Origin of the sequence: Enterococcus infantis, from assembly GCF_049166715.1 — a bacterium.
GTDB classification, from domain to species: domain Bacteria; phylum Bacillota; class Bacilli; order Lactobacillales; family Enterococcaceae; genus Enterococcus_C; species Enterococcus_C leclercqii.
The window spans coordinates 142,892-165,240 of the sequence record NZ_JBMHFB010000003.1 but is presented as its reverse complement, the minus strand read 5'-3'; the positions used below and the strand labels follow the sequence as shown (position 1 = coordinate 165,240).

The 22,349-nt window shown below is 42.6% G+C and carries 19 protein-coding genes and 1 riboswitch; of the genes, 5 read left to right on the top strand and 14 right to left on the bottom strand.

The window, feature by feature from the left end:
- Nucleotides 1-85 precede the first annotated feature (85 nt).
- Nucleotides 86-1,216, top strand: a complete 1,131-nt coding sequence (nadA, locus tag ACOMA8_RS04790; protein ID WP_421368939.1) for a quinolinate synthase NadA — start codon at nt 86-88, stop codon at nt 1,214-1,216.
- 99 nt (nt 1,217-1,315) lie between these two features.
- Here the strand turns inward: nadA and gor are convergent, their stop codons facing one another.
- A complete protein-coding gene (gene gor / locus ACOMA8_RS04785) occupies nt 1,316-2,662 on the bottom strand; it encodes a glutathione-disulfide reductase (RefSeq protein WP_421368937.1) in 1,347 nt (448 codons plus the stop codon).
- Between the two features lie 164 nt (nt 2,663-2,826).
- On the opposite strand from gor, the gene ACOMA8_RS04780 reads away from it, so the two are divergent.
- Nucleotides 2,827-3,174 (top strand): iron-sulfur cluster biosynthesis family protein, encoded by a 348-nt coding sequence (locus ACOMA8_RS04780; protein ID WP_421368935.1) that lies wholly within the window; start codon nt 2,827-2,829, stop codon nt 3,172-3,174.
- A gap of 187 nt (nt 3,175-3,361) precedes the next feature.
- Here ACOMA8_RS04780 and ACOMA8_RS04775 read toward each other — a convergent pair whose 3' ends face one another.
- From ACOMA8_RS04775 to ACOMA8_RS04750, 6 genes are all read right to left on the bottom strand, one after another.
- Entirely contained in the window at nt 3,362-4,153 is a 792-nt protein-coding gene (locus tag ACOMA8_RS04775; protein ID WP_421368933.1) for an AP2 domain-containing protein, read from the bottom strand.
- Nucleotides 4,154-4,213: 60 nt separating this feature from the next.
- Nucleotides 4,214-5,245, bottom strand: coding sequence for a DUF916 domain-containing protein (locus tag ACOMA8_RS04770; protein ID WP_421368931.1), 1,032 nt, complete (start codon nt 5,243-5,245; stop codon nt 4,214-4,216).
- A 75-nt stretch (nt 5,246-5,320) separates the two neighbouring features.
- The gene (locus ACOMA8_RS04765; RefSeq protein ID WP_421368928.1) at nt 5,321-5,968 is read right to left on the bottom strand and encodes a hypothetical protein; all 648 of its coding nucleotides are present in this window, start codon (nt 5,966-5,968) and stop codon (nt 5,321-5,323) included.
- 57 nt (nt 5,969-6,025) lie between these two features.
- The gene (locus tag ACOMA8_RS04760; protein WP_421368926.1) at nt 6,026-6,586 is read right to left on the bottom strand and encodes a WxL domain-containing protein; all 561 of its coding nucleotides are present in this window, start codon (nt 6,584-6,586) and stop codon (nt 6,026-6,028) included.
- Nucleotides 6,573-6,893, bottom strand: coding sequence for an LPXTG cell wall anchor domain-containing protein (locus tag ACOMA8_RS04755; RefSeq protein ID WP_421368924.1), 321 nt, complete (start codon nt 6,891-6,893; stop codon nt 6,573-6,575). The genes ACOMA8_RS04760 and ACOMA8_RS04755 overlap by 14 nt, the downstream gene beginning before the upstream one ends.
- A 16-nt stretch (nt 6,894-6,909) precedes the next feature.
- On the bottom strand, nt 6,910-9,759 hold the full coding sequence (locus tag ACOMA8_RS04750) for an L-type lectin family protein (protein ID WP_421368922.1): 2,850 nt from the start codon (nt 9,757-9,759) through the stop codon (nt 6,910-6,912).
- Nucleotides 9,760-9,981: 222 nt separating this feature from the next.
- On the opposite strand from ACOMA8_RS04750, the gene ACOMA8_RS04745 reads away from it, so the two are divergent.
- Both ACOMA8_RS04745 and ACOMA8_RS04740 read left to right on the top strand, forming a co-directional pair.
- Nucleotides 9,982-11,454: a helix-turn-helix domain-containing protein gene (locus ACOMA8_RS04745; protein WP_421368920.1), complete on the top strand. Its 1,473-nt coding sequence runs from the start codon at nt 9,982-9,984 to the stop codon at nt 11,452-11,454.
- 11 nt (nt 11,455-11,465) lie between these two features.
- Nucleotides 11,466-12,818 carry an NAD(P)/FAD-dependent oxidoreductase gene (locus ACOMA8_RS04740; RefSeq protein ID WP_421368918.1) on the top strand — a complete coding sequence of 451 codons (1,353 nt, stop codon included), beginning with the start codon at nt 11,466-11,468 and terminating at the stop codon, nt 12,816-12,818.
- A 165-nt stretch (nt 12,819-12,983) separates the two neighbouring features.
- On the opposite strand, the gene ACOMA8_RS04735 is transcribed toward ACOMA8_RS04740, so the two are convergent.
- From ACOMA8_RS04735 to ACOMA8_RS04710, 6 genes are all read right to left on the bottom strand, one after another.
- Nucleotides 12,984-14,237: a peptidase U32 family protein gene (locus ACOMA8_RS04735; protein ID WP_421368916.1), complete on the bottom strand. Its 1,254-nt coding sequence runs from the start codon at nt 14,235-14,237 to the stop codon at nt 12,984-12,986.
- Between the two features lie 144 nt (nt 14,238-14,381).
- Nucleotides 14,382-15,305, bottom strand: a complete 924-nt coding sequence (locus tag ACOMA8_RS04730) for a peptidase U32 family protein (protein ID WP_421368915.1) — start codon at nt 15,303-15,305, stop codon at nt 14,382-14,384.
- A 363-nt stretch (nt 15,306-15,668) separates the two neighbouring features.
- Complete coding sequence (locus ACOMA8_RS04725) at nt 15,669-16,109, bottom strand: hypothetical protein (RefSeq protein WP_421368913.1); 441 nt, start codon at nt 16,107-16,109, stop codon at nt 15,669-15,671.
- Between the two features lie 102 nt (nt 16,110-16,211).
- Nucleotides 16,212-18,758, bottom strand: a complete 2,547-nt coding sequence (locus tag ACOMA8_RS04720; protein WP_421368911.1) for an ATP-dependent Clp protease ATP-binding subunit — start codon at nt 18,756-18,758, stop codon at nt 16,212-16,214.
- Between the two features lie 80 nt (nt 18,759-18,838).
- Nucleotides 18,839-19,300: a CtsR family transcriptional regulator gene (locus tag ACOMA8_RS04715; RefSeq protein ID WP_161900305.1), complete on the bottom strand. Its 462-nt coding sequence runs from the start codon at nt 19,298-19,300 to the stop codon at nt 18,839-18,841.
- Nucleotides 19,301-19,698: 398 nt separating this feature from the next.
- A complete protein-coding gene (locus ACOMA8_RS04710) occupies nt 19,699-20,421 on the bottom strand; it encodes a class A sortase (RefSeq protein WP_421368909.1) in 723 nt (240 codons plus the stop codon).
- A gap of 287 nt (nt 20,422-20,708) precedes the next feature.
- On the opposite strand from ACOMA8_RS04710, the gene ACOMA8_RS04705 reads away from it, so the two are divergent.
- Nucleotides 20,709-21,482: a hypothetical protein gene (locus ACOMA8_RS04705; RefSeq protein WP_161900307.1), complete on the top strand. Its 774-nt coding sequence runs from the start codon at nt 20,709-20,711 to the stop codon at nt 21,480-21,482.
- Nucleotides 21,483-21,545: 63 nt separating this feature from the next.
- Here the strand turns inward: ACOMA8_RS04705 and thiT are convergent, their stop codons facing one another.
- Nucleotides 21,546-22,130 (bottom strand): energy-coupled thiamine transporter ThiT, encoded by a 585-nt coding sequence (thiT, locus tag ACOMA8_RS04700; RefSeq protein WP_421368907.1) that lies wholly within the window; start codon nt 22,128-22,130, stop codon nt 21,546-21,548.
- A gap of 63 nt (nt 22,131-22,193) precedes the next feature.
- Nucleotides 22,194-22,295: riboswitch (TPP riboswitch) on the bottom strand.
- Nucleotides 22,296-22,349: the final 54 nt, after the last annotated feature.

The following is a 22,349-nucleotide window of genomic DNA, read 5'->3' as shown; positions in this document are numbered from 1 at the left end:
AAAATCACTCATCGCTGCAATTTTCCCGGCAATAGCCCTTTAGTAGACCCCTAATTTCAATTGCCCTACAGAAAGGATCTTTCTCATGACCAGTATCTTGACCGCTTTTGAAAATCAAACCTTGCCCCAGTCCTATCTAGAAGCTGACCAGCAGGAGCTTTGTGCCCGCATCACTCGCGCCAAACAAACACTGGGAACCGATCTCCTAATGCTGGCTCACCATTACCAAAAAGACGAGGTGGTAGCCTTTGCCGACGAAACTGGTGATTCTTTACAGCTGGCTCAGATTGCCGCCAAAAATAAAACAGCCAAGCACATCGTCTTTTGCGGTGTCCATTTCATGGCCGAAACAGCTGATATGCTCACTGACCCTCACCAACAAGTTCTGCTGCCGGATTTAGCTGCCGGCTGTTCGATGGCAGATATGGCTAACCGCCATCAATTAACCATTGCCTGGGAAGTTTTGCAAAAGCAGTGGCCAGCTGAAATTATCCCTATCACCTACGTCAACTCCAGCGCTGCCGTGAAAGCCTTCGTTGGAGATCATGGTGGAGCTATTGTGACTTCCGGTAATGCAGATACCATTTTACGTTGGGCCTTTACGCAGAAAAAGCGAGTCTTCTTTTTGCCGGATCAGCATCTAGGACGCAATACCGCCTATCATATGGGCATCCCTTTAGCCGAAATGGCGCTGTGGGACCCTTTGACCAGCCAACTGCTGACTAACGCGGGCCAAGAGCCACTGACAAACGAACAAGCCCCAGATACTAAAGTCATTTTGTGGAATGGCTGGTGCTCAGTTCATCAGCAGTTTTCCGTCAAACAAATCGAAACCCTGCGGCAGAGCATTCCAAATTTGTCGGTCATCGTTCACCCGGAAGCGCCTCACGAGGTCGTCGAGGCCGCTGACGACTACGGCTCCACCAACAAGATTTTACAGGTGGTTCAAGCGTCACCGGCAGGCACCAAATGGGCAGTCGGAACCGATCACAACCTAGTGGCTCGCATGGCAAAACAACTGTGTCCAACACACGAGATCCATTTCATCAATCCTGTTGCCTGCGCCTGCCTCACTATGAACCGCATCAAATTGCCTCATCTGGCTTGGTGTTTAGAAGAACTCGCAGCTGGTCGCAGTGTCAATCGTATCACCGTTGACCCAGCCACTACTGCCAGTGCTCTGAAGGCTTTGGACCGAATGCTGGCTTTAAGTTAAGCTCAGCCTAATCAAAAAGCTCCTATCTGGAACACGCAAGGAAAAATCAGACTGTGGGGTCTGATTTTTCCTTACATCTTGCTTCCAGGTAGGAGCTTTTTAACGCATCGTTACAAATTCTTCTGAGCCAGTGGGATGGATTGCTACGGTATTGTCAAAATCTGCTTTCGTGGCCCCCATCTTAATAGCTACTGCAAAGCCTTGCAACATTTCATCGACACCAATGCCAATGCCGTGCAGACCGATGATTTTTTCATCATCATCCAGACATACCAGCTTCATGACACACCGCTGCCGATAATCATTTAAAGCAAAGTACATCGGTGTGAAGCGAGATTGATAGACTTTGATCCGGTCTTTACCGTATTTTTCAATAGCTTCCTCTTCAGACAAGCCGATAGTAGCAATTGGTGGGTGGGTAAAAATGACTGTCGGAATCAATTCATAATCCAGATAGAGATTTGTCTTGCCATTGAAAAGACGCTCTGAAAGACGACGTCCAGCCGCGATAGCTACCGGCGTCAAATCTACCTTACCAATGACATCTCCCACTGCGTAAATCCCAGCAGCCGTCGTATTTTGGAATTTGTCAACTTTAACAAAGCCCTTTTCATCCAGCTCTACACCAGCTGCCTCCAAGCCTAAATGTTCCGTTCGCGGCTTGCGACCACCGGCAAACAATACCAAATCTGCCCGCAATTGCGCCCCATTCTCAAAGGTCACACAAAAACCTGCTGCTTCCCGCTGAATACTTTTTGCGACGTGCTCCGGATAAAGAGCCACACCATTTTCCTGATAGATCTCCACCAAATTGTCACTGAGTATTTTATCAAAAGTTCGTAAGGGATGATCCCGCCGGTATGCCCAGCTCGTGGCAATACCTAATTGTTGGCACATCCCCGCCAACTCAGCCGCAATATAACCGGCCCCTAAAATGATGATACTTTCCGGTTTATTCTTCAAAGCAAAGAAACCGTCAGAATCAATCGCCATCTCCCCACCAGGAATCTTCATCAACGATGCCACACCGCCAGTAGCAATCAAAATGTGTGGCGCAGTATACTGCTCACCCGCCACCTCGACTACATGAGGAGCTGTAAATCGAGCAAAGCCTCGTAAAACTTCTACTTTATTGCTGTCTAGTCCCCGCTGATAAGCTCCGTGAAGAAACTCAATGTAATCCTCCCGCCGCCGTACCAATTCACCGAAATCAAACGCTGTTACCTGAGCTTGGATACCATAACCCGCAGTATCTCGGTTAATCGTCTCCAGCATTTCCGATGCTTGCCACATCACTTTTTTCGGCACGCAACCCACATTGACACAGGTACCACCCAGTGCCTTGCCTTCAATTAGCAATACTTTTTTCCCGTACATCCCAGCGCGATTTGCAGATGCGATCCCGCCAGATCCGCCTCCAATCACGATATAATCATATTCTTTCATATCTCGTCTTCCCTTCTAAAAAAAAGCTCTGCCACCTGTTCATAGATTATTGCATCTGGTATCCCCACAGCCGCCATCAAATTTTTTCGGCTCTGAGCAAGCAATTTCCCATAAACCGACATTCCTCGTATACTTATTCTATCATGCAAGAGGAGGTCTATCTTATGAAAATCACAATTACACCTGATGCTGTTGCCGCTTTGCAAAAACGTTTTGAGACCCGTGGGTTTATTTTAGCATTAAATGACGGAACCAATCGTTTTTCCAATGTCGGTGGGTCTTGCGCAGTCGCCGATAAATTTCAGATCATACCGATAGAATCAGCCACTGCACCTTTCACTGAAATTCTTGAAAATCCCGATTTCACCGTCTATACCTCAACCGATGAGCTGCCTTTTTTGGGTGAGCAGTTGGCATTGGACATCGATAAACGCTTAAATACTTTCCAATTAAAAAATCGTTCCGGCAGATTGGACGCCAATGTTCCGGTCAATCCCGCTAGTCACAAGTAGCTTGAATATAGCAAAAAGGTACGTGAATGGAGTCCTTCACGTACCTTTTTGCTTGGAGTTATAAGTGGTTTTATTGTTAGCAAACGATCTGAGTTGTCCATAGTAATATCAGCAATGACTCATAATAGGATTGAAATAATCAGACCATCATGAATCACTTGCTAGAGTTACCAGAGTATTGTACCTTCTAAGTATGATATTCTTCTTCAATCAATCTCTCTGACTTTTTCTCTAAAATTGGCTTATAAAAACGGGCTTCAGCGTCTGCTCTTGCTACGATCGCCTCTTCAATATTTGGATATATTCCTAATGTATATCGTTTCTTTTTAAATGTGATATATGATACCCAAGTCCCTGCTTTAGTTTGGCTGACACCGGTGTACCCACTTGTATTTTTCACAGAGATTTTTTTCCGTAAAGTTGCTAACACGACACCATCCACTCGCTCAAAATTATCATTTTTAAGTAAATGCCCACAGCTCTTTGTATGCCCACTTAAAACATTGTACTTCAAAAACCACGCCTCGTTCCCACAGCTACACCTGCAATATAGTTTCTTTCTATCTTGACTTAGTTCTACCACGGTAAGCTCATTGAACCTTGTATCTATGAGTGCATCGTCTTTGTGATTTCCACAAGAGGTCACATATCCTCGAACTAATTGTCTGCGAGAAGCTTCCACCTTTCTGCCACAACTGCAGATACATTCCCAGACAATGGTGCCTTCCTTGCGTTTCGATGTTTTTCGAAAAGCCATCAATTCTCCAAAAATTTTTCCTTGTAGATTCCGATAACTTTCTTGATTTTCTCTTTCCAAATGTCCACAGCTTCTAGTTCGCCCTGCCTTAAGGTTTGAATAAATGACTTCAGATGTTTTGCCACAAGAACAATGGCAATGACACATCAGATATCCTTTACTTGAACGATATGTCCTCAGTATTATAAGTTCGCCATATGCTTTCCCTACAAGTTGTTCCATTTGTACCTTCTCACCACCTTACTAGAACGTGCTGACCTCACAATTAGAAATACTTTTCTGCTACTCGGATTCTTCTCTTTTTCTTCTCGAAAGATAGACAATAATAAGCACTAGTAGTATGAGTAAAATAGCAGTGAGTACCCCAATAATAACAAACAAAAGCGAATTATCTTTTTTCACCGTAAAAACTTTGGTATTGATGGCTTCCGCTTCTTTTTTTGTAATAGAGAATTCCTTTTCAAAATGCCAGTTATTGCCTGCTGCATCAGTAAAGTCTAGTTTCAAAAGATAGTCACCTGCATCCAAAGGTTCTGTTGCTCCGACTGAGCCATTGAAAAAGTTTATCTGAAAGTCAGAATCTGGAGCAATCCCGCCATCCTTAATCTCTCTAGTAATCACTGCTTGCTTTTTATCTGCTGTTTTGTAGACATTCCCTACCATATGAACTTTATTACTATACATTGGGTGAATATTTTTCATTTTTACAAGAAGCCCGGCATTATTAGTGATCACTCCCGGAGAGACAGAAACAAACTTCAGTTCCGGTTTGATTTCTTCATCACTTTCACTCAACATCATCCCTAGAATATAGTCATAATCTGTCGACAAACCCGCTTCCTTTTTATCAGGCAAAGCTTTTTTGACTTGTATCCCTCCAAGAATGACACCAGCAAATTCTTCTTTTGGTAGTGAAAGTTCCAGTGAAACAATACCGGTTTTGCCTCCAGGTATTGTTACCGATTCGGGAGCTTTCACAATTTCATTAATTTTAATTTTTCCTTCTTGTAGGTTCTCTTTACGGGACCCACTGTAATCAATCATTAAATTACCGTTAGTTTCGGCTGGATTCACATGAATCGTAAAAGACTGCTCAGCTTCGGAAAAATTATTGATTTGAAGCTTAATCGTTTGTTTATCTCCTGGATTTACCCTTAGATCGTAGAAAGAATTTCCTCGATCAATCTGGTTTTCTGGTAGAATCGGTTGGATACTGTAATCGACTTGCTCGGAATCATCACTTGCATTTACAATAGCAGTCGACAGGAACAGACTGGAAAAAAATACCAGACAGGTAAAAATAATCTTCTTCACTGTAACGTCCTCCATCCTTGGAACAACAGGACGGCAAACTAACAACTAGCTTACCGTCCTTGTCTTAGTTTCTGTTTACAATGCATTCACAGCTGTATATGTGATTGTCCCTGTGTATTTTTTAACACTTAGATTGTTATTGGCAATTGTTAGGCTGGGGGAATCTAACTTGTAAGTTTTTGTCCCTACTGGATTTGTCGCATCTTCTTTGAGGATAGTTCCACCAGCAGTTAATACTTCTATCTCACCGATTTTTAAAGAAGTCCCAATGCCGTTCAACTCAGTCGCCTTCGCATCGATACGCCATGAAGAAGCCGCAATTGCCTGATCCCATTTATCTTTCGAAGTGTTAATATCTTCTTGGGTAATTTTTCCATCTATTGGGACTACTTTTTTAATAGCCTCTTTAGCTGCTGTGATAGAATCTGAGGTCGGACGAGTATCTTTTACTTGTAAGTCACTGCTGTATTTTCCAGTGAATATTTGATTTGTCGGCTGAATGCTGTCTAGCGAGTGTGCTCCAAAATCGATGTCGGGTACAGCTACCAGTGTAAATGCTCCGGGATCAGAAGGCAGACCTGTCTCAGGATCAGTAGTATAGTCGGTTATTTCTAGTGTTGTCTTTCCCGATTCCGTTGTTAAAGCAATTTCATCTGCAAACACTGGTGTACTTACTCCAAGTAAAATACCTGATACTAACAATGCGCTCATAATTTTTTTCATGTTAAATTTCTCCGCTTTTTTATTTTTATGATGAACAATAGATTATTGTCATTTCTACTAAAGCTTGGCATTGATAAAACGCCAATTATTCGTTGCTTGATAACTCCCGCTCTTGTTAATTTGGCCTAAGGAAATGGAAATGTCCTCTTTGGCCACACTATAGGTGACCCACCCATGGGAAGAAGCACTCTCTGATCGTAAAATAGTTTGGAACGTTGCTTCATCTAATATTTGATTCACCGCTACTCCTTGGATGTTGAAACCTTCTTGCATTTCAACTTTTCCTTTGCCAATTGAAATCGAAGTCATCGCTAGCTCCTCATTTGTTTCATTTTTTAAAGGAGCCAATTGAACCTGAAGCTCCCAAGAAGATGAGGTCTCTCTAGAGTCCAAAATTTTGATAGTTAAATCATTTTTAGGATGGAGCTGTTGTCCACTTTCTTTCAAAAAATGATCACCGAAGTCTAAGTCACTAACTTCGTATACTCTTGGATATTCTTCTTTTAATGGCAAAATCTCCAATGAGGTGCTACCTTCAGCGGCAAAAGAGTGATGTTTGAAAAGAGCAAAACTGCAACTGGCTAATAACAACGCCACGATAGCTCTATACTTCTTCATCTTTTCGCCTCCTTCTCAATAACCATATAAAGAAGGTACCGAACAAAGAGAGCGTTCCTACAAGTGAAAGCACAAAGGACCTCACTTCAGAAGTTTTGGGGTAGTGACTGACAATATTTTTAAGGCTCTCTTCTGTATCCTTTGCGCCTTGTTCCTGCTCCCCTTTTTTTTCTAACAAATGGACTACTGTCCGATTTTCCATAGAATCGACAGCTGCATAGCTTTTGGATGGTGTTACTGATACCCAGACAAGAGAGAGGGCCAAGAAAACAGCTACCAATTTTACTCTACATTTTTTATTAGGCATCTATCTCGTTTCCCCCTTATGGTGCATCGATTATAGTCCAAGTCAGAGTTCCCTCAAAAGTACCTGACTCGTCCTGATTACCTAACTTCAGTAGTAATCCTTCATCTTTTCCATAGGACACCTCTTGATTAACAGGAATTTCAAACTCACCTAATTCCTTACCATTGAAAACAAAGCGCTCATTTGCATTTAAAACTCCATTGGTTAGGGACTTAGCTTCAAGTGATACCTTGACATTCTTGTTAATTTCCTTGTTTCGTGTGTCGCGTATTTTTAGAACCATAGGCGCTTCCCGAGCCATAGGTGTGTTCACAGCCTCTAATGCAGTTCGTGAATATCTCCAGGAATATGCTTTGGTTAGTTTTTCAAAGCCTAAATAGCCGACTATGTTGAATTTAACTTCTTGGGAGACTGCTGTATTAAAGTCATCGTTTAAGGTAACAGTCAAAGTATTTTCTCCTAACCGGAAAGATGGCTCTGCAGCAAGTAAATCTATCATCACATCTTTCTCAACCTGAGTTTGATTACTTGCTGAACTTTGTAACTTTTTATTCACTAATTCTTTACCGTTAAGGCTTACCTTATAGGTCAGTTCATCACTATCCGCATCCTTGTAGTTGAACTTGTACTGAAAACTATCCAAATCAGTAAACTCAGCTTTTTCAGTTGAAAGAGCCTCTAGAACCGGTGCTTGATTTCCTTTGATCCAAAAGGCTACCTGTTTGCTCAAAAAATCATTAGGAATAATAGTCCCTACTTCTTGTGTCGTTACGCGACTAGAGAAGTAGGCTTTTTGCGTACTATCCAACTTCTTTGTCATCAGTTCATAGGACATGGTGACCGTTTCTCCAGGACTTACCTTCAAATTCTGGAAGGTAATTTGAATCTCGCCTGTTTTTTGATCAACATCAGCAACACCGGTATACTTGTTAGAACCGATTTGAGCTACAACGTTTTTGGATGCTTTGGTCAAGTCTAACTGTGTCGGGCTAACAAATGATGTCCACTTAGCTATCTCAATAGCTGCTTCTCCATTATCCACGGTAAAACGGGTTTGAAGGGTTAAGCTCTCTTCTTTTCCTTCTTTGTTAGCTATTGGGAGTTGGGGAACATAGGTTTCATGATCTTCAGCATCTACGATTGATTTTCCGGAAGACTGGACATCACTCATGATTTTTGCACTTAAGTCTACTGGTACTTGAGTAAAGACAAATTCGACGGTTCCTCCAAGAGCACCATTTGCGCCGGTAAAGCCCCAATAGGCCTTCATATTATTATTTGTCAGATCGAGCTCCCTCTGTAAATCTGGCCACGGAATTTTAACAGGTTCTGTCTGGGCATTAGTCACTGGATTTTTTAAGTAATACGAAAATTCTTTTTTTGACTGATCAAAGTCATATCGAAATTCATACCAAGTGCCATCCTGAATGTTGTCACCTACGACTCCGTTTAGCAGTCGAGAACTATAATGTTGAACTTTGGCGTTGGCACCTTTAGTACTAAGCCAGTTATCCCAAGAATTTCCATCCGGTCGGTATCCTCGATCTAAATTCGAAGGAAAACTGTATGCCATATGGGGCGTTTGTGGATTGTCCTTATCGTAGACATGTCCTTGCGCATCATTATTTGGATTCAAATCAAATTCGATGGCAACTGATTTTTTGATTGCATATGTTTCCGGCGTAATCCATGAACTAAAAATTGATTCTCTCCACGCACCCGTTCCTCCATACACTCCTAAATTCTGGCCATCATTGCCAGTGTTTGCTGAAGTTAAGACTTTCTTTCCAGCATTCTGCATAACAAAAGCTAAACCGTCTGCTTTGGACGTACCAAAATTGATATAGGTCCGCCCGTGAAAAGTTTTTGAAAAATCCATTCTGTACTGATCTTCTGTCCAAATTGACAACCAATTGTTTGATCCTTTCAATGTGATTTTAGAATAAGGTATCCCGTTGTTTTCTTTTGGATTATTAACCTTAGATACCCCACTTCCATCATTCGTGCCTACAGAATTAATCTTTCCAAATACACCGTCCAAAAGTATTGCACCTTTTGGAATATTCGGATTTCCTGTAATCCCTGTAGGAGCTGCTGTACTTCGTAAAAGAGGTGAAGCGACTTTTTGAGCTACTTTTTCTTTCTGTTGTTCTTTTTCCACAGATGAACTTGTGATTTGATCTGATTTCTCTACATCAGATTGCAGATTGTTAGAATTGGTCGACGTGGTCTCGTTTTCTAAGCTGGAGGTTGGAGCTATCTCTGAAGATGGGATAGTCTCTTTGTTCTGCTCACTTCCCCCCTCTGAAAAAGATTCCAAGCTTGCCGCTGCTCCCTCATTCACTATGTTGGAGGTATCTGCTCCTTCCTGACTCTCTTCTGAAGGTAGGGACGAATGATTCTCTGTGGAGTCGCTGGCTTTTACGAGTCCCCAAAAGTCCTTTTTCCCAGATGATAGCTTGAAAAATTCGACTGTTAGATCGTGATTTAACTCAGATGTAATTTCTATTTTGGTATCTTTTGCTTCGATTGAAAAATACCCCTCCGAATTCGCTTCAATCAAAATCTCATTAATCTTTATTTTTGTGATAAGTGTCCCTTGAGAATCTTTGATCTGAAAGTTCAGTTCCTCCAGTCCTTTAGTCACGTTATCAAGTGTCAATCGCCATGCAGCCTCAGTAGAATCCTCAGCAGTGCCCTGATAATTTAGTACCGCGCGCAATTCCGGACTTTGAAATTGATTCAATCTATTGCTGCTCGATTCGCCTACTGCAACATAAGCTAGCGGTGATAGCGGGCTTATTTGGGAAAATCCAATTATGAATACACCCAAAAGCGCCGATATACGTCGATGTTTTCTTTTCATTCAATCACCTCATTTCTTCAATCTTTTATTTGATAGCTAAATAATACAGCGATTTCATTTTTTTTGTTTTCAATATTTAGGGATTATTTTCAAATATGTAAGAAAACATTGGTATTATAGGATTTTAATTTGTGAATGTTTATTGTTCATTATCCCTTCGTATTGTGAAAAAATTTATTTGATATTACAATAGTCTTAAATTAAAATGGGGGTTGCTTGCACATGAATATTAAAGATTTTTTTGATAAAGACGCACAGATTCAATTCGATCTGTTAACAGCATTGACGGAAAAAAATCATTCAATAAAAAAATCCTCATTAATTAACACTTTAAATATTTCGACTTTTGTATTAGAAAAAAGCATCTATAGCCTACTTGATTTATTCCAGCTTCTTCAGCTTAATATGTCAATTCATGTGCACAATTACACAGACTCAGTTCTTTTGGAAGGCTATAATCAGCTTGATTTTGAAAAGATTTACTATCATTTTGCTAATTCTTCGATAAACCATTCTATCCTCGTACATCTCTATCTCAATAGAAATTTCAATATCCAAAAATTATCTGAGTCTTTGTCTTTAAGTACTTCTACGACCTACCGACATATTTATCAATTAAATAAAGGACTTAAAGAGTTTCATTTGACAATCAAAAACGGAAAGATTAAAGGAGATGATTTGCAGCTTTCTTACTTTTTTTATCAATTTTTCTGGTACTCGCTTCCTCCATCCCAGCTTAAAAGTAAAATTAGTGATCCCGAGTTACTTCGCTTCGTCAACCTACTTGAAAAAAAGATGGATATTACCTTTACTCAAAACTCACGGGACCGAATCCTACTTTGGTGCAAAATAATCAAAGGAAACTATTCGAAAGATGTTCATATTTCAAATATTATCCTAAACTTGATTGATGATTTCCAAACAGATCCATTGTATATAATGATAAAAGAGGCTTATCTTATATCCCAAAGTCACACTGCAATTTTAGGATCGGATTATATCGCAGCTTATATATATATCTTTCTATCTTCTGCTTTTTCAGCAGATATACAGCTTTGTAAAATTGCTCATTCTACATCGTCAGATATGTGGCCCACTCGAGTTCAAAATGTTATTAATCTCAACGAACAATTTCTTGATATTACGTGCTCTTATTTTGGTCTCAATAAACAAGAGATTCACTCACGGGTGGATCCCGAATACAAATATTTACTCTCAGTAACCCATGCTGGTACCTGCTACTTTCACGGAAGAATCGAAGACTATATGTCATCCAGTTTCCTTGTCAAAAATCATGAAACTAATATTTTTGAAGACCTTATCCAGATACTTTTGGAGCATCTGGAAAGAGAAGTACAATGGAAACTAGTCAACACTACACGAATCTACATTTCCTGGGTATACCAAACTCTAATTGATGTGATTCTTAGTATCGGATTGCCTAGTATTAGGATCGGTGTCGCTCTGAATCGATCACCATTATTACTAGCTGCATATGTAGACGCTTTGAAAAAAATCTATAAACAAAAAGAGTATGTTAAAGTAGAAGCAGCAGTCATGGATAAATACTATAATATTTTAGTATCAGATGATGTAAATTTAAAACATGATTTTACTTTTGACAGATACTACTCGATGCAAGAAATTGAAAAGGATTATACCCTACCCTTGCGAGAGATACTAAACAAATACTAAGGGAGATTTATATGAGGATTGTAATTATCGGAGGATCTCATGCCGGACTTGCAGCTGCTGAAGGGCTTAAAAAACTCAGCCCTGCGCATGAAGTTATTTTGCTGGAAAAAGGTGATGTCCTCGGCTTTATTCCTAGCAGCTTAAATTTTATTTTTGAAAAAGATATACGATTTGATATTTCCGACTTAACAGGTACAGTTTCACCAGAAAGTCTTTTGACTCTCGGAGTTGATTTAAGGTTAAACAGTGTTGTCACTGAGATTAAACCGAGAAGTAAGACTATCACAATCAGCGATCGAGACAGAACGTATCATTTAAACTACGATCGCATCATACTCGCGATGGGATCAGAAAAATTTTCAGTCGCAGAACCTATGCTTCATACAAGTACTTCAGCGCTTTTAACTTATAAGTCCCTTACAGAAACGAAAACTGCTTATCACAAATTAAAAGATAGTCACCATATTACCATCATCGGCGCAGGATTGATTGGCCTTGAACTAGCAAGTAGTCTTGCTCACCTTTCAGAAAAAAAAATTACATTAGTAGAACAGATGTCCCGACCCTTATTCCGCTATTTTGATGATGATATTACGATTGAACTGATGAAAAGCCAACCAAAAAATCTTACTTTCATCTTCGAGAAAACAATGAAATCTGCTCATAAAACTGGTGCAACTACGGAAATTTCATTGTATGGTGGCGATTCATTTACAACAGATGCTGCAGTTTTGGCTTTGAATCCTCGCCCAAATACTCATCTTATCAACTATCCGATCCAGTTGAATCATGACGACACAGTTAAAGTTAATCGCTATATGCAAACGGATGATCCCGCAATCTATGCAATTGGTGACTTGATAAAAGTTCCATTTGGCCCTAGGTCTGAAGATGCATATTTACCACTTATTTCTATTGCACGACGAACTGCCCTTATCGCTGTATCCCACATTGCGAACCATCCTCTCGAAATGACCACAAGTTTTCAACGAACTATCTCGTCAAAAATATTCGGAAAGTATTTGGGAAGTACTGGAATTACTTTTGAAGAAGGTTTACTTTTCAATATTCCATTGTCATCCGTGACCAAACGATTCGTCTATTACTCAAAAATTTATGAAAAAGCTACCTTCAACCTAACTATTAAGCTACTCTATACAGTTGATAGCCACGTAATAATAGGTGCACAAGTAATTGCGAATGACAAAGAAGCTCTTCAAATCATTTCAGTCTTTTCTCGAGCAATAGCAAAATCAGAAACTCTTGAATCTATGTTACTTGGCGAATATTTTTATGCTCCTATACTTTCTTCAGATCAAAACTTCATTACACAGACTCTTTTAGAGGCTATTTCAAATACCTAATCTGTCTTTGCTAAAAGATCCTGTCCAAAATACTATTTCTATCTAAATTAAGCTAAAAAGCGTACAACAATAATTGCTGTACGCTTTTTCCCTTTATAAATCATTTATTTTATAACCCCTGAGGAAAGACAATCTAGTTCTACTTTTCTGTATTGAGATTTTTCACTATTCCTTCTTTTTACGAATCATGTCACCGACAGCTACTGGTTGGGCTACCGGCATGGTTAGGAGCATCATAGGATTAGGTGCCCGATCAATAGATTCGCCGTCTTCGTTGTACATGACCGATACGCTTTGGTGGAAATGATGGAAGCCGGGACCATAAAATTCGATCTCATCTCCCACTGAAAAATGATTACGCTGACGGACAGTTGCCATTTTTGTCTGTGGGTCATAAGCCATCACTTCGCCGATAAATGTATACTGAGGAATCTTGCGGCGGGCACCAAACAACTGATCTTCATCAGATGGAGTACCGTAATAAAAGCCGGAAGACAGCTCTCGCTGGGCTACTTTCCACAATTCATCGATCCATTCTTGTTTGCAGACCCAATTTTCAGGATCTTCCATATAACTATCTACCGCTGCTTTGTAGACATTGGCTACGGTAGACACGTAATGGATGGACTTCATTCGTCCCTCAATCTTGAAACTATCCACCCCGTTTTCAATTAAATCGGGAATGTGTTGGATCATAGACATATCTACTGCACTCATGCTAAAAGGTTCAGTCACTTGCCCTTGGTCCAACAAACTCTGATGAGCTTCTGTTCCAAATGGCATATCAAACAAATCGTATTTCCAACGGCAAGACTGGGAACAACCGCCACGATTGGCGTCCCGCATCGACATATGATTGGATAACACACAACGACCGGAATAAGAAATACACATAGCCCCGTGGATAAAGGCTTCAATCTCAACATCGGTATTTTCCCGGATTGCAGCTACTTCCTCCATCGACACTTCCCGCGCCAAGACGACTCGTTCTAGCCCTTCTTCTTTCCAAAATTCCAATGTCTGCCAGTTCGTGGCTGAAGCCTGCGTCGATAAGTGAACGGGCAGTCCCGGTGCTTCTGTCACGCAAATTTCAATCAGTGCGGGATCGGACACAATCACCGCCGAGATGCCGACATCCCGCAATTCCCGAAAGAATTCGCCGGCCCCTTCTTGATTGCCTTCGTGGGTAACCATGTTGGCAGCTACATAAACTTTTGCTCCATGTTCTTTAGCAAAAGCGACCCCTTCTGCCATTTGTTCATAGCTGAAATTGCCGGCACGGCTGCGTAAGCCGTAAGCATTTCCGCCGATATAAACTGCATCCGCTCCGTAATGAATCGCGGTTTTTAATTTTTCTAACGTTCCTGCCGGTGCCAAGATCTCCGGACGTTTCAACGCTTTTGTACTAGTGGTTGCCATCGTTTTTTCTCCTTTATTTCAGTGAAACCAAGTAGTCATAGAATTTCTGCCAAATAGCGTGGCGCCCTATTTCAACTGCCGCCTTTACCTGTAGTGATCGCCTGAGTTTCCCGCAGTTTTTTATGCTGCGAAGTTTTGTGGGCATTAGCGGATTTTTTTAGGATCCACATAGAAAAACCCAGTATCCAGGCCCCGCTTTTTCGGATGTAAGACTGTCAGTTGCGCTTGCAAATCGACTGCTGCTGTTTCTGTAAACGCTCCTGCTTCAATCAGATTGCGGGCTTTTACGAAGACTGTCGCTGCAGCTGCGAAATTTTCTCCCGGTGCAAAGATGCCATCCAGCTTCCAAGTGGTAAAACCAGCCTGCGCCAAAGCCCCCGTCTCTTTCACCAGACAAACATCATTAGTAGCAAAAATATGGGTGCCATGACTGTCTTCGTAGATCGAATAGTGGGTATTCTCATCTTGTGGATCGGATAAAAACAGGCCCCGCTTTTTGTCGGCGTCTTCTTCTTGTTTGGTAAAACGATAATAGTTTTCCAAAAGAGGCCGCTTGGATTGATGGATACAAGTTGCACCGTAGACCAGCACTTCCGTAGGGATCTGCAATTGCGGCGCCATTTCCTTCATCTCTTCAAAGGGAACTTCCCGGGCCAAGACAGCCCCCACTGCTCCTTTTTGCGCCCAGAAATTGATTTGGCGGGCACTGGTCACCAGCGTTTCTGCATCGTAAACATAGGGCAATGCCAATTCTGGATTTTTCTTCATTATATAGACGATTCCGGGATCACCGATAATGATTCGATCCACACCGATTTCTTTTAAAAATGCCAAATATTCCGGAACCAGCTTCATTTTTTCTGGATGCATGATGCCGTTCACCGCTACCGCCGCTGTCTTTTCAGCTTGATGAATCAACGCGGTTAGTGCCGCCTGTTCTTCTCGGGAAAAATCCGTCGGCAACCGCAACCCAAAAGTCTCTTCACCAAAAACCAGCGTATCCACCCCGGCAGCGAGTAGCTGTTTAGCCTGTCGCAATGATTCGCATGTTGCAATGATCTCGATCATTTCATGTCTCCTTTATGTCAATGTCTGCAGAGACTCACCATCCCGCTGACAATTAGATAACGTGCTTTTTTCAACCAGACTATCGTATCACAACTCCTAGCCAAAAAACAGTCAGGGAGTTCTCTGAATCTAGTAGTCATCGTGACTCAAAATAGCACAAAAAAGCTTCCGCTGTCAGCAGCAGAAGCCATTTTTTAAACAATTTGCAAGCAGTCGCAAAAGTCCCGCTGTTCGAAAAAGGTGATGACTAGTAATTGTCGGCCTAACTCCAAAATAATTTGACGGAACATTACTTGCCACTTCATTTGCTTGAATTAGCGAGATGACCAGACTTTATCGCAACCTTATAAAGCTCGTTAGTTTTTAGTAGCGGGCTTTGATCAGTCGCCACGGGGTGCCGCTGATCATTTCCGTTGCTTGCTGCAGAGCCGCTACGGCCGTTTCTGAAGCCGTAGTTACTACCAAGGAAGCAAAACCTTGTGGCCAGTCATAGACTAAGTCATTCAACGTCGTCTTTTGCTCGCAGCAAGGGGTCGTCACCGATAAATCATAAAACCCCTGCGCCCGGGCATAGATGCGCTCCATTTCCTTATGCCACCACATCGGCGCAAGCTCACTGTTACAAAATGGACAGTGGATGGTATGAAATTCCGCTCCCGCATCCACAAATTGGACCCGCTCAGTTTCCGTGAAGGTGGCATCAGGTGCCGCTTCTGCCACTGCCTGTTGGAGTTGGGCTGTCTGCGTTTCCGTCAACTCCAAAAAAGGATCTTGCGGAATCAGTTTGTAGACCAAATCAGACATGATTATTCCTCCTGTACCATTACTTTTTGTTAGTATAACACAATTAAAAAACTGCCTGCCGAGAAGATTTTCGACAGACAGCCTCTATTTATCACACGAGTCTTAAACCTTTGTCAATGCCTTGCCTTTGTTGCCATTTTCTGGAATCTGAGGCGCGGTTTCTTTGACATTCAGAGTGATTTTACCTTTTTTAGCGCCAATGGTCACTTGATCTCCCAAATGAATTTGGCCGCTGAGCAGCGCTTCACTCAGGCGATCTTCGACTTCTTTTTGCAGGGCACGGCGGATGGGCCGAGCACCGTACTCAGGATCAAAGCCGGCTTTACCGATGACATCATAAGCCGCCGGAGTGATTTTCAAGCGAATGTCTTGTTCTGCCAGACGTTTGATGATAGCTTTACTCATGATTTTGACGATTTCATGAATCTCACTTTCATTCAATGAGCGGAAGACGACTGTTTCGTCGATCCGGTTCAAAAACTCTGGTCGGAAGGCTTTTTTCAGCTCTTCTAAGATTCGTTTTTGCATTTTATTATGGTCTTTAGTGATGTCAGTGACGTTGAAGCCGACATTTTTTTCTTCCCGAATCTGAGTGGCACCGATATTGGAGGTCATAATTAGGATTGTGTTGCGGAAATCGACTTTCCGGCCTTTCGAGTCCGTCAAATGCCCGTCATCCAGTACCTGCAACAGGATATTGAAGACATCCGGATGGGCTTTTTCCACTTCATCAAGCAGGATAACCGAATAAGGCTTGCTGCGAATCTTTTCAGTAAGTTGTCCGCCTTCTTCATACCCTACGTAACCCGGAGGTGAACCGATCAAACGGCTGGTGCTGTATTTTTCCATGAACTCGGACATGTCCACGCGAATCAAAGCATCTTCAGAACCAAACATTGCTTCAGCCAATGTCTTAGCCAACTCTGTCTTCCCAACCCCAGTTGGTCCTAAGAACATAAAGGAACCAATCGGACGGTCTGGATCTTTCAATCCACTGCGGGCACGGCGGATGGCTCGGGCTACAGCAGTCACTGCTTCATCCTGTCCAACCACCCGCTGATGCAAGAGACTCTCCAATTCCAGCAGACGTTCGGATTCTTTTTTCTCCATTTGTTGCAGCGGCACCCCAGTCCATTGGGAAACCACCGTTGCAACATCTTCTGCGGTTACCTGATTAGCATAACCGGTTGCTTCTTTGGTTTCAGTGATTGCAACTTCCGCCAGGCGTTGGCTCAGCTTCTTCTCTTTTTGCCGCAGTCGGGCTGCCAGCTCAAAATCTTGATCTTGAATCGCAGTTTCTTTTTCATGCATCAGTTGCGCAATTTCTTCTCGTAGGCGCGCCAGTTCGGTGGGCTCATCGGCTCGATCCAAGCGAACTTTTGCAGCTGATTCATCCATCAAGTCGATGGCTTTATCCGGCAGCTGACGGGAATTGATATAGCGTACAGACAGCTGGACTGCTGCACTTAATGCATCGTCCGTGATTTCCACACCGTGATGATCTTCGTAACGTGGGCGCAATCCCCGCAAGATTTCGATGGCTTCTTCAGCCGTTGGTTCGTCTACTTGCACCCGGGCAAAGCGGCGTTCCAATGCTGAATCCTTTTCAATATATTTTTGGTATTCATCCAATGTCGTCGCACCAATGGTCTGCAGTTCCCCACGAGCCAGTGCTGGTTTCAAAATGTTAGACGCATCAATCGCTCCTTCTGCGCCACCAGCGCCAATCAGGGTATGCAGTTCATCGATGAAGAGGATGATTTGACCGTCGTTGTAAATTTCGTCAATGACTTTTTTCATGCGGTCTTCAAACTCCCCACGATACTTGGTGCCGGCCACCAATGCTCCCATGTCCAACATCATCAAACGTTTTTCCAGCATGTCTTCTGGAACCTCGCCATTGACGATTCGCTGTGCCAAGCCTTCTGCAATGGCAGTTTTACCTACACCAGGTTCCCCCACAAGGACCGGATTGTTCTTGGTCCGGCGACTTAGAATCTGAATCAGGCGTTTGACTTCCTTCGTCCGGCCGACTACTGGATCTAACCGGTCTTCACGGGCCAATTTCGTCAAGTCACGGGCCAGATTATCCAATGTCGGTGTCCCTTGTTGGGTACCAGACTGCCGTTGTGCTTGCTGACCTTGTTGCGGTGCAGCGTTTTGTCGCCGCCGACCCATGCCGTTATTGTTGCCGGTCTTCGGTTCATTGAGACCCATTTTTTTCTTCAATAGTTGACGCATTTTAGCCAAACTCATACCCAAATTGATCATGATACGAGAAGCTAGGATTTCATCATCTCGCAACAGGCCCAAAAGCAGGTGTTCGGTGCCGATTTGCGGAGCACCCAGACGCTTGGCTTCATCACCGGCATAAGCAAAGATTTGCTTGGCCCGTGGTGAGTATGGCAGATAGACGCCTGCCGGATAACTTTTCACGGTGCCATAACCGGTCAGATGTTCAATCTCTTCTCGAATATCGTTTTCCGTAATGCTCATTTCCCGCAATGTTTTACCGGCAATTCCGTTTTGTTCAATCATCAATGCCAACAGCAGATGTTCTGATCCCACTGACTGGTGTTTGAAGGTTTTTGCTTCTTCTTGTGCGATAGCCAATACTGCTTTGGCTCGTTCTGTGAACAATTCGTTCATACAATCACTTCCTATCCCGCTTCATCAAAAGTGAAGCGTCCCCCTTATTCGTCGTACCCTTTTCCTGAAACAATCAGACACTACTTCTCATAGCTCAGCCGTTCCAACAAGGCATGCATCAGACTCGCCCGGATTCTGTTGGCATCCGGATAGACAGCCAATGTTGTTTTTGCCATCGTCGCCAGCAAAAGATTGCCTTCGTTTTTGGTCAATAACTTTTCTTCATATAATTTTTGAACAATCGCCAATGCATCTTTTTCCGTTAAGCGATCGGCAAACAGCTCATCCACTTGCTCAAGAAAGCGATGCTTGTCGGAAATCTTTACCTTTTCAATTCGGATATAACCGCCGCCACCTCGTTTGCTGGCAACTGCATAGCCCCGTTGAATGGTAAAGCGGGTGTTGATGACATAGTTAATCTGAGACGGTACGCAATTAAACAATTCCGCCATTTCCGTCCTTCTAATTTCAATTATCTCACTATCTTCCAGAATTTTCTTCAGATAGGCCTCGATCAGATCGGAAGTATTATGATGACTCATACGCCCATTCCCCTCCCTTTATTGAATGTGCTGAAGCGGCCATAGTCAACAGGTCCTTAGCGGCTGTTCTCCGTACTTCTAAGCTCTAAAAACAGACGGCATTTAGACAATTTTTAGTTTTCTTCATTTCCCCGATTCTCGATAAATCGGCAGCAGCAAAACCTGCAAGCCTTTTTGACTAATACTGACCTTAATTATACCGGAGTTACCGAAATAATTAAAGGCAGACGAATGTTCAGTTATGGAATGTTAAGGAATAACAAAAATTTGTGCTTATCTCTTTAGATTATTGAGTTAATTTCGATTAAACCTCACAAACCATTATAGTTAAATACAGAAAACCGCCGTCAGTCTATCCGAGCTATCACTGCGGCAGACTGGCGACGATTTTTTCAGTTTTAATAATGTTTCGCTTCAATCCCAAAAGCGGACTTGAGTTCAGTAGAAGCCTCTTTTATCGGCGTTACTGACTGCAGCTCACCTTGAACGACAATCCGATTTTTACCGCCAATCGCGTCACAGGTGATCAATGTAATCAATTTTTTCCCCGGAACCTCATCGATATATTGCGTATCAGTCGGCACTACTTTGATATTCAATGTCGCCTTATACGTATAGATATTTTCCAGATCCGTCAGATAAATCGGATCTCCAATCTTAGTCTGATCCAACGGTTCAAACAGATACCCTTTATCATACGCTCGATGACTCGCCAAAGAATAATTTCCCTGCCCCATCACCTGCTCTTCAAACATGGTCCCGGCTCCCCACAGCAGCGCTTCATTGGATAACCCTTTAAAAATTGGCAAATTAATTCCAACAGCGGGCAATGCCACTCCGCCGATGACCGGCGACTCACGATTTTGCCATTGCGCTTTGAAAACAGCCTCCGAACTGGCCGGAACCACCGCATCAAAGTCAAAGGTAGCCGGCTTCTCTTCATTGGCTACGATCTCTTCTCTTGAAAGCTTCGAGACAGCAAATTTTTCAGTGTTGCGATCCATCAAAAAGTTTTTAATCTGATTGTTAAACACCAAAACCAAGCCCGCCACCAACAACAGCAGCAAGAACAGATTAATAAGTCCATTGCGAACCCGGTGCTTTTTTTTCTTCGTTGCCATCAGCCTCGTCCCCATCTTCATTTTCTAAATTGATTTTACCACAGATTGGTCCAGTTGGGTTAATCATCAATTTTGGTCAAAGTGGCCAATGTGTCCGCCACCGCTTGCTTGAAAAAGGAGGGCACACTTGATAAAATAATGTGAAAATTTCATTATTCATTACAAATGGTGGCAGCAAATCACAAAAATCGGCACGTTCTGTAATAAAACTTTAAAGTAAACGAAACACCATAAAATCAGGCTTTGTTGTATGATAGTAGTATCGGGGAAAAGAGGGGGGTTCTGCCATGGCAAAAATGGTCTATGTACATATTGATACTACCAGCAACGCTGCTTTGTCACGGGGAATCAGTCCTGTGGAGTTCTACCATGGCATCGTTCACCAACCCAAAAATCTATTGCTTTTGGACCCATCCTCCGACTATGGCGAGTTTGAAGCTCACACCGGTATGAAAGTTTTACGCGGCAATGAATCCGTCAAACAATATTTTGACGAGATCGCCCGTAACCGCATCAGCGAAGACATCAAATGGATTGACTTCAACGACAGTGCCATGATTAAGGAACTGACTCCGTTGGAAATCAGTGAATTGTTGTACTTCGGTCACACGAAGACCCATCTGCACTCGCCATTTTTTTACAAACTGCAAAACAATTTCGTTTATTTTGATCTGAAGGATGACCTTTCTCGTGTCTATTATCGTTACTTGGATGAATATTATCGAATCTTAGCTGACAAATTGACGCGCCTAGTGCTGGAAAAAATCAACGATCGCAAGTCTTTTTTCCGCAAATCAACTCCGGTAGACAAACTGGACGTCACCCTTTTGCGAGAATTGAAACCTCTTTTTCAAGAGGGTGTGATTTTCTGCTTTCAATCTTCCCGCTTGGAAGGTCGGGACTACAAGATTCCCATCTATCTCGTGGAAGACGGTGGTTTGCGCAAGGAAAATCCTTTAGGTAAAGACGAGTTGCTAGTGGCCTACTTGATCTACAGTCAAGAAAAACGGCAGTGGCTGGTGGCATACGAAGACAAAGATTTCCTGTTTTTGTCGAAATAAAAAATGTTTTCTCTTGACGCGAGAAAACATTTTTTTATTTTATTCAGTTGTAGGTCGCCTTGATTATTTTACCGGTTGCTGCAGCCGGGCATCTTTGGGCAGAAACAGTTGTGGCGCCATTTGGTAAATCAATAATACAGCTACCATCGTGGCTGCAGCTGTTAACAATCCGCTTGCGCCATTCATCACCAACGAATAAAGGACTGGTGACATCCCCCACTGGGCATAAGCACCCCAGAACATCACGCCCGCAACAAAATGCCAGAAGTAGCGAGCTGCCGCGCCGGCAAATGTGCCTTGAATTACTGCAATCCGCGCCTGCTTGTCATTTCCCGCTTGGATAGCCTGATGCAACTTGACTGCTGTCACTCCGGCAAACCCGGCAAAAGCAAAAGCAATCGGATACTCGATCAACACTTGACTGACTGCCAAATAATAGACCTTCCCTACCGGAAAATGCAGCAGTCCCCAGATTGCTGCTGCAAAAAGCCCCGGCTTCCAGCCCCGTCTCAAGGCATAGACGGTGATTGGGATTTGCCCCAACGAGATACTCAAGCTGGGCCCGAAATCGAGGGGAATAAACGACAACACCATAGCCATCGCTGCGATAATCGTTCCTTCCACCCACACACGCAAATTTTTGTTCATAAAAAAACCTCTCCTTCATAGATTACAGAACAGTCACAATCTACAAAGGAGAAGTAATATCTACTTCCAACTCGTCACAATTCCTACGCTCGCATTATCGAGACAGGTACAGAGGGTTTAGAGTTCACTCATTCTCAGCCGCTAACGGCTCCCCTTTGTGATCGTGTTCTATATCCAGTTATTTTGGTACGGCTTCATCATAGCACATTTTAAAAAAAA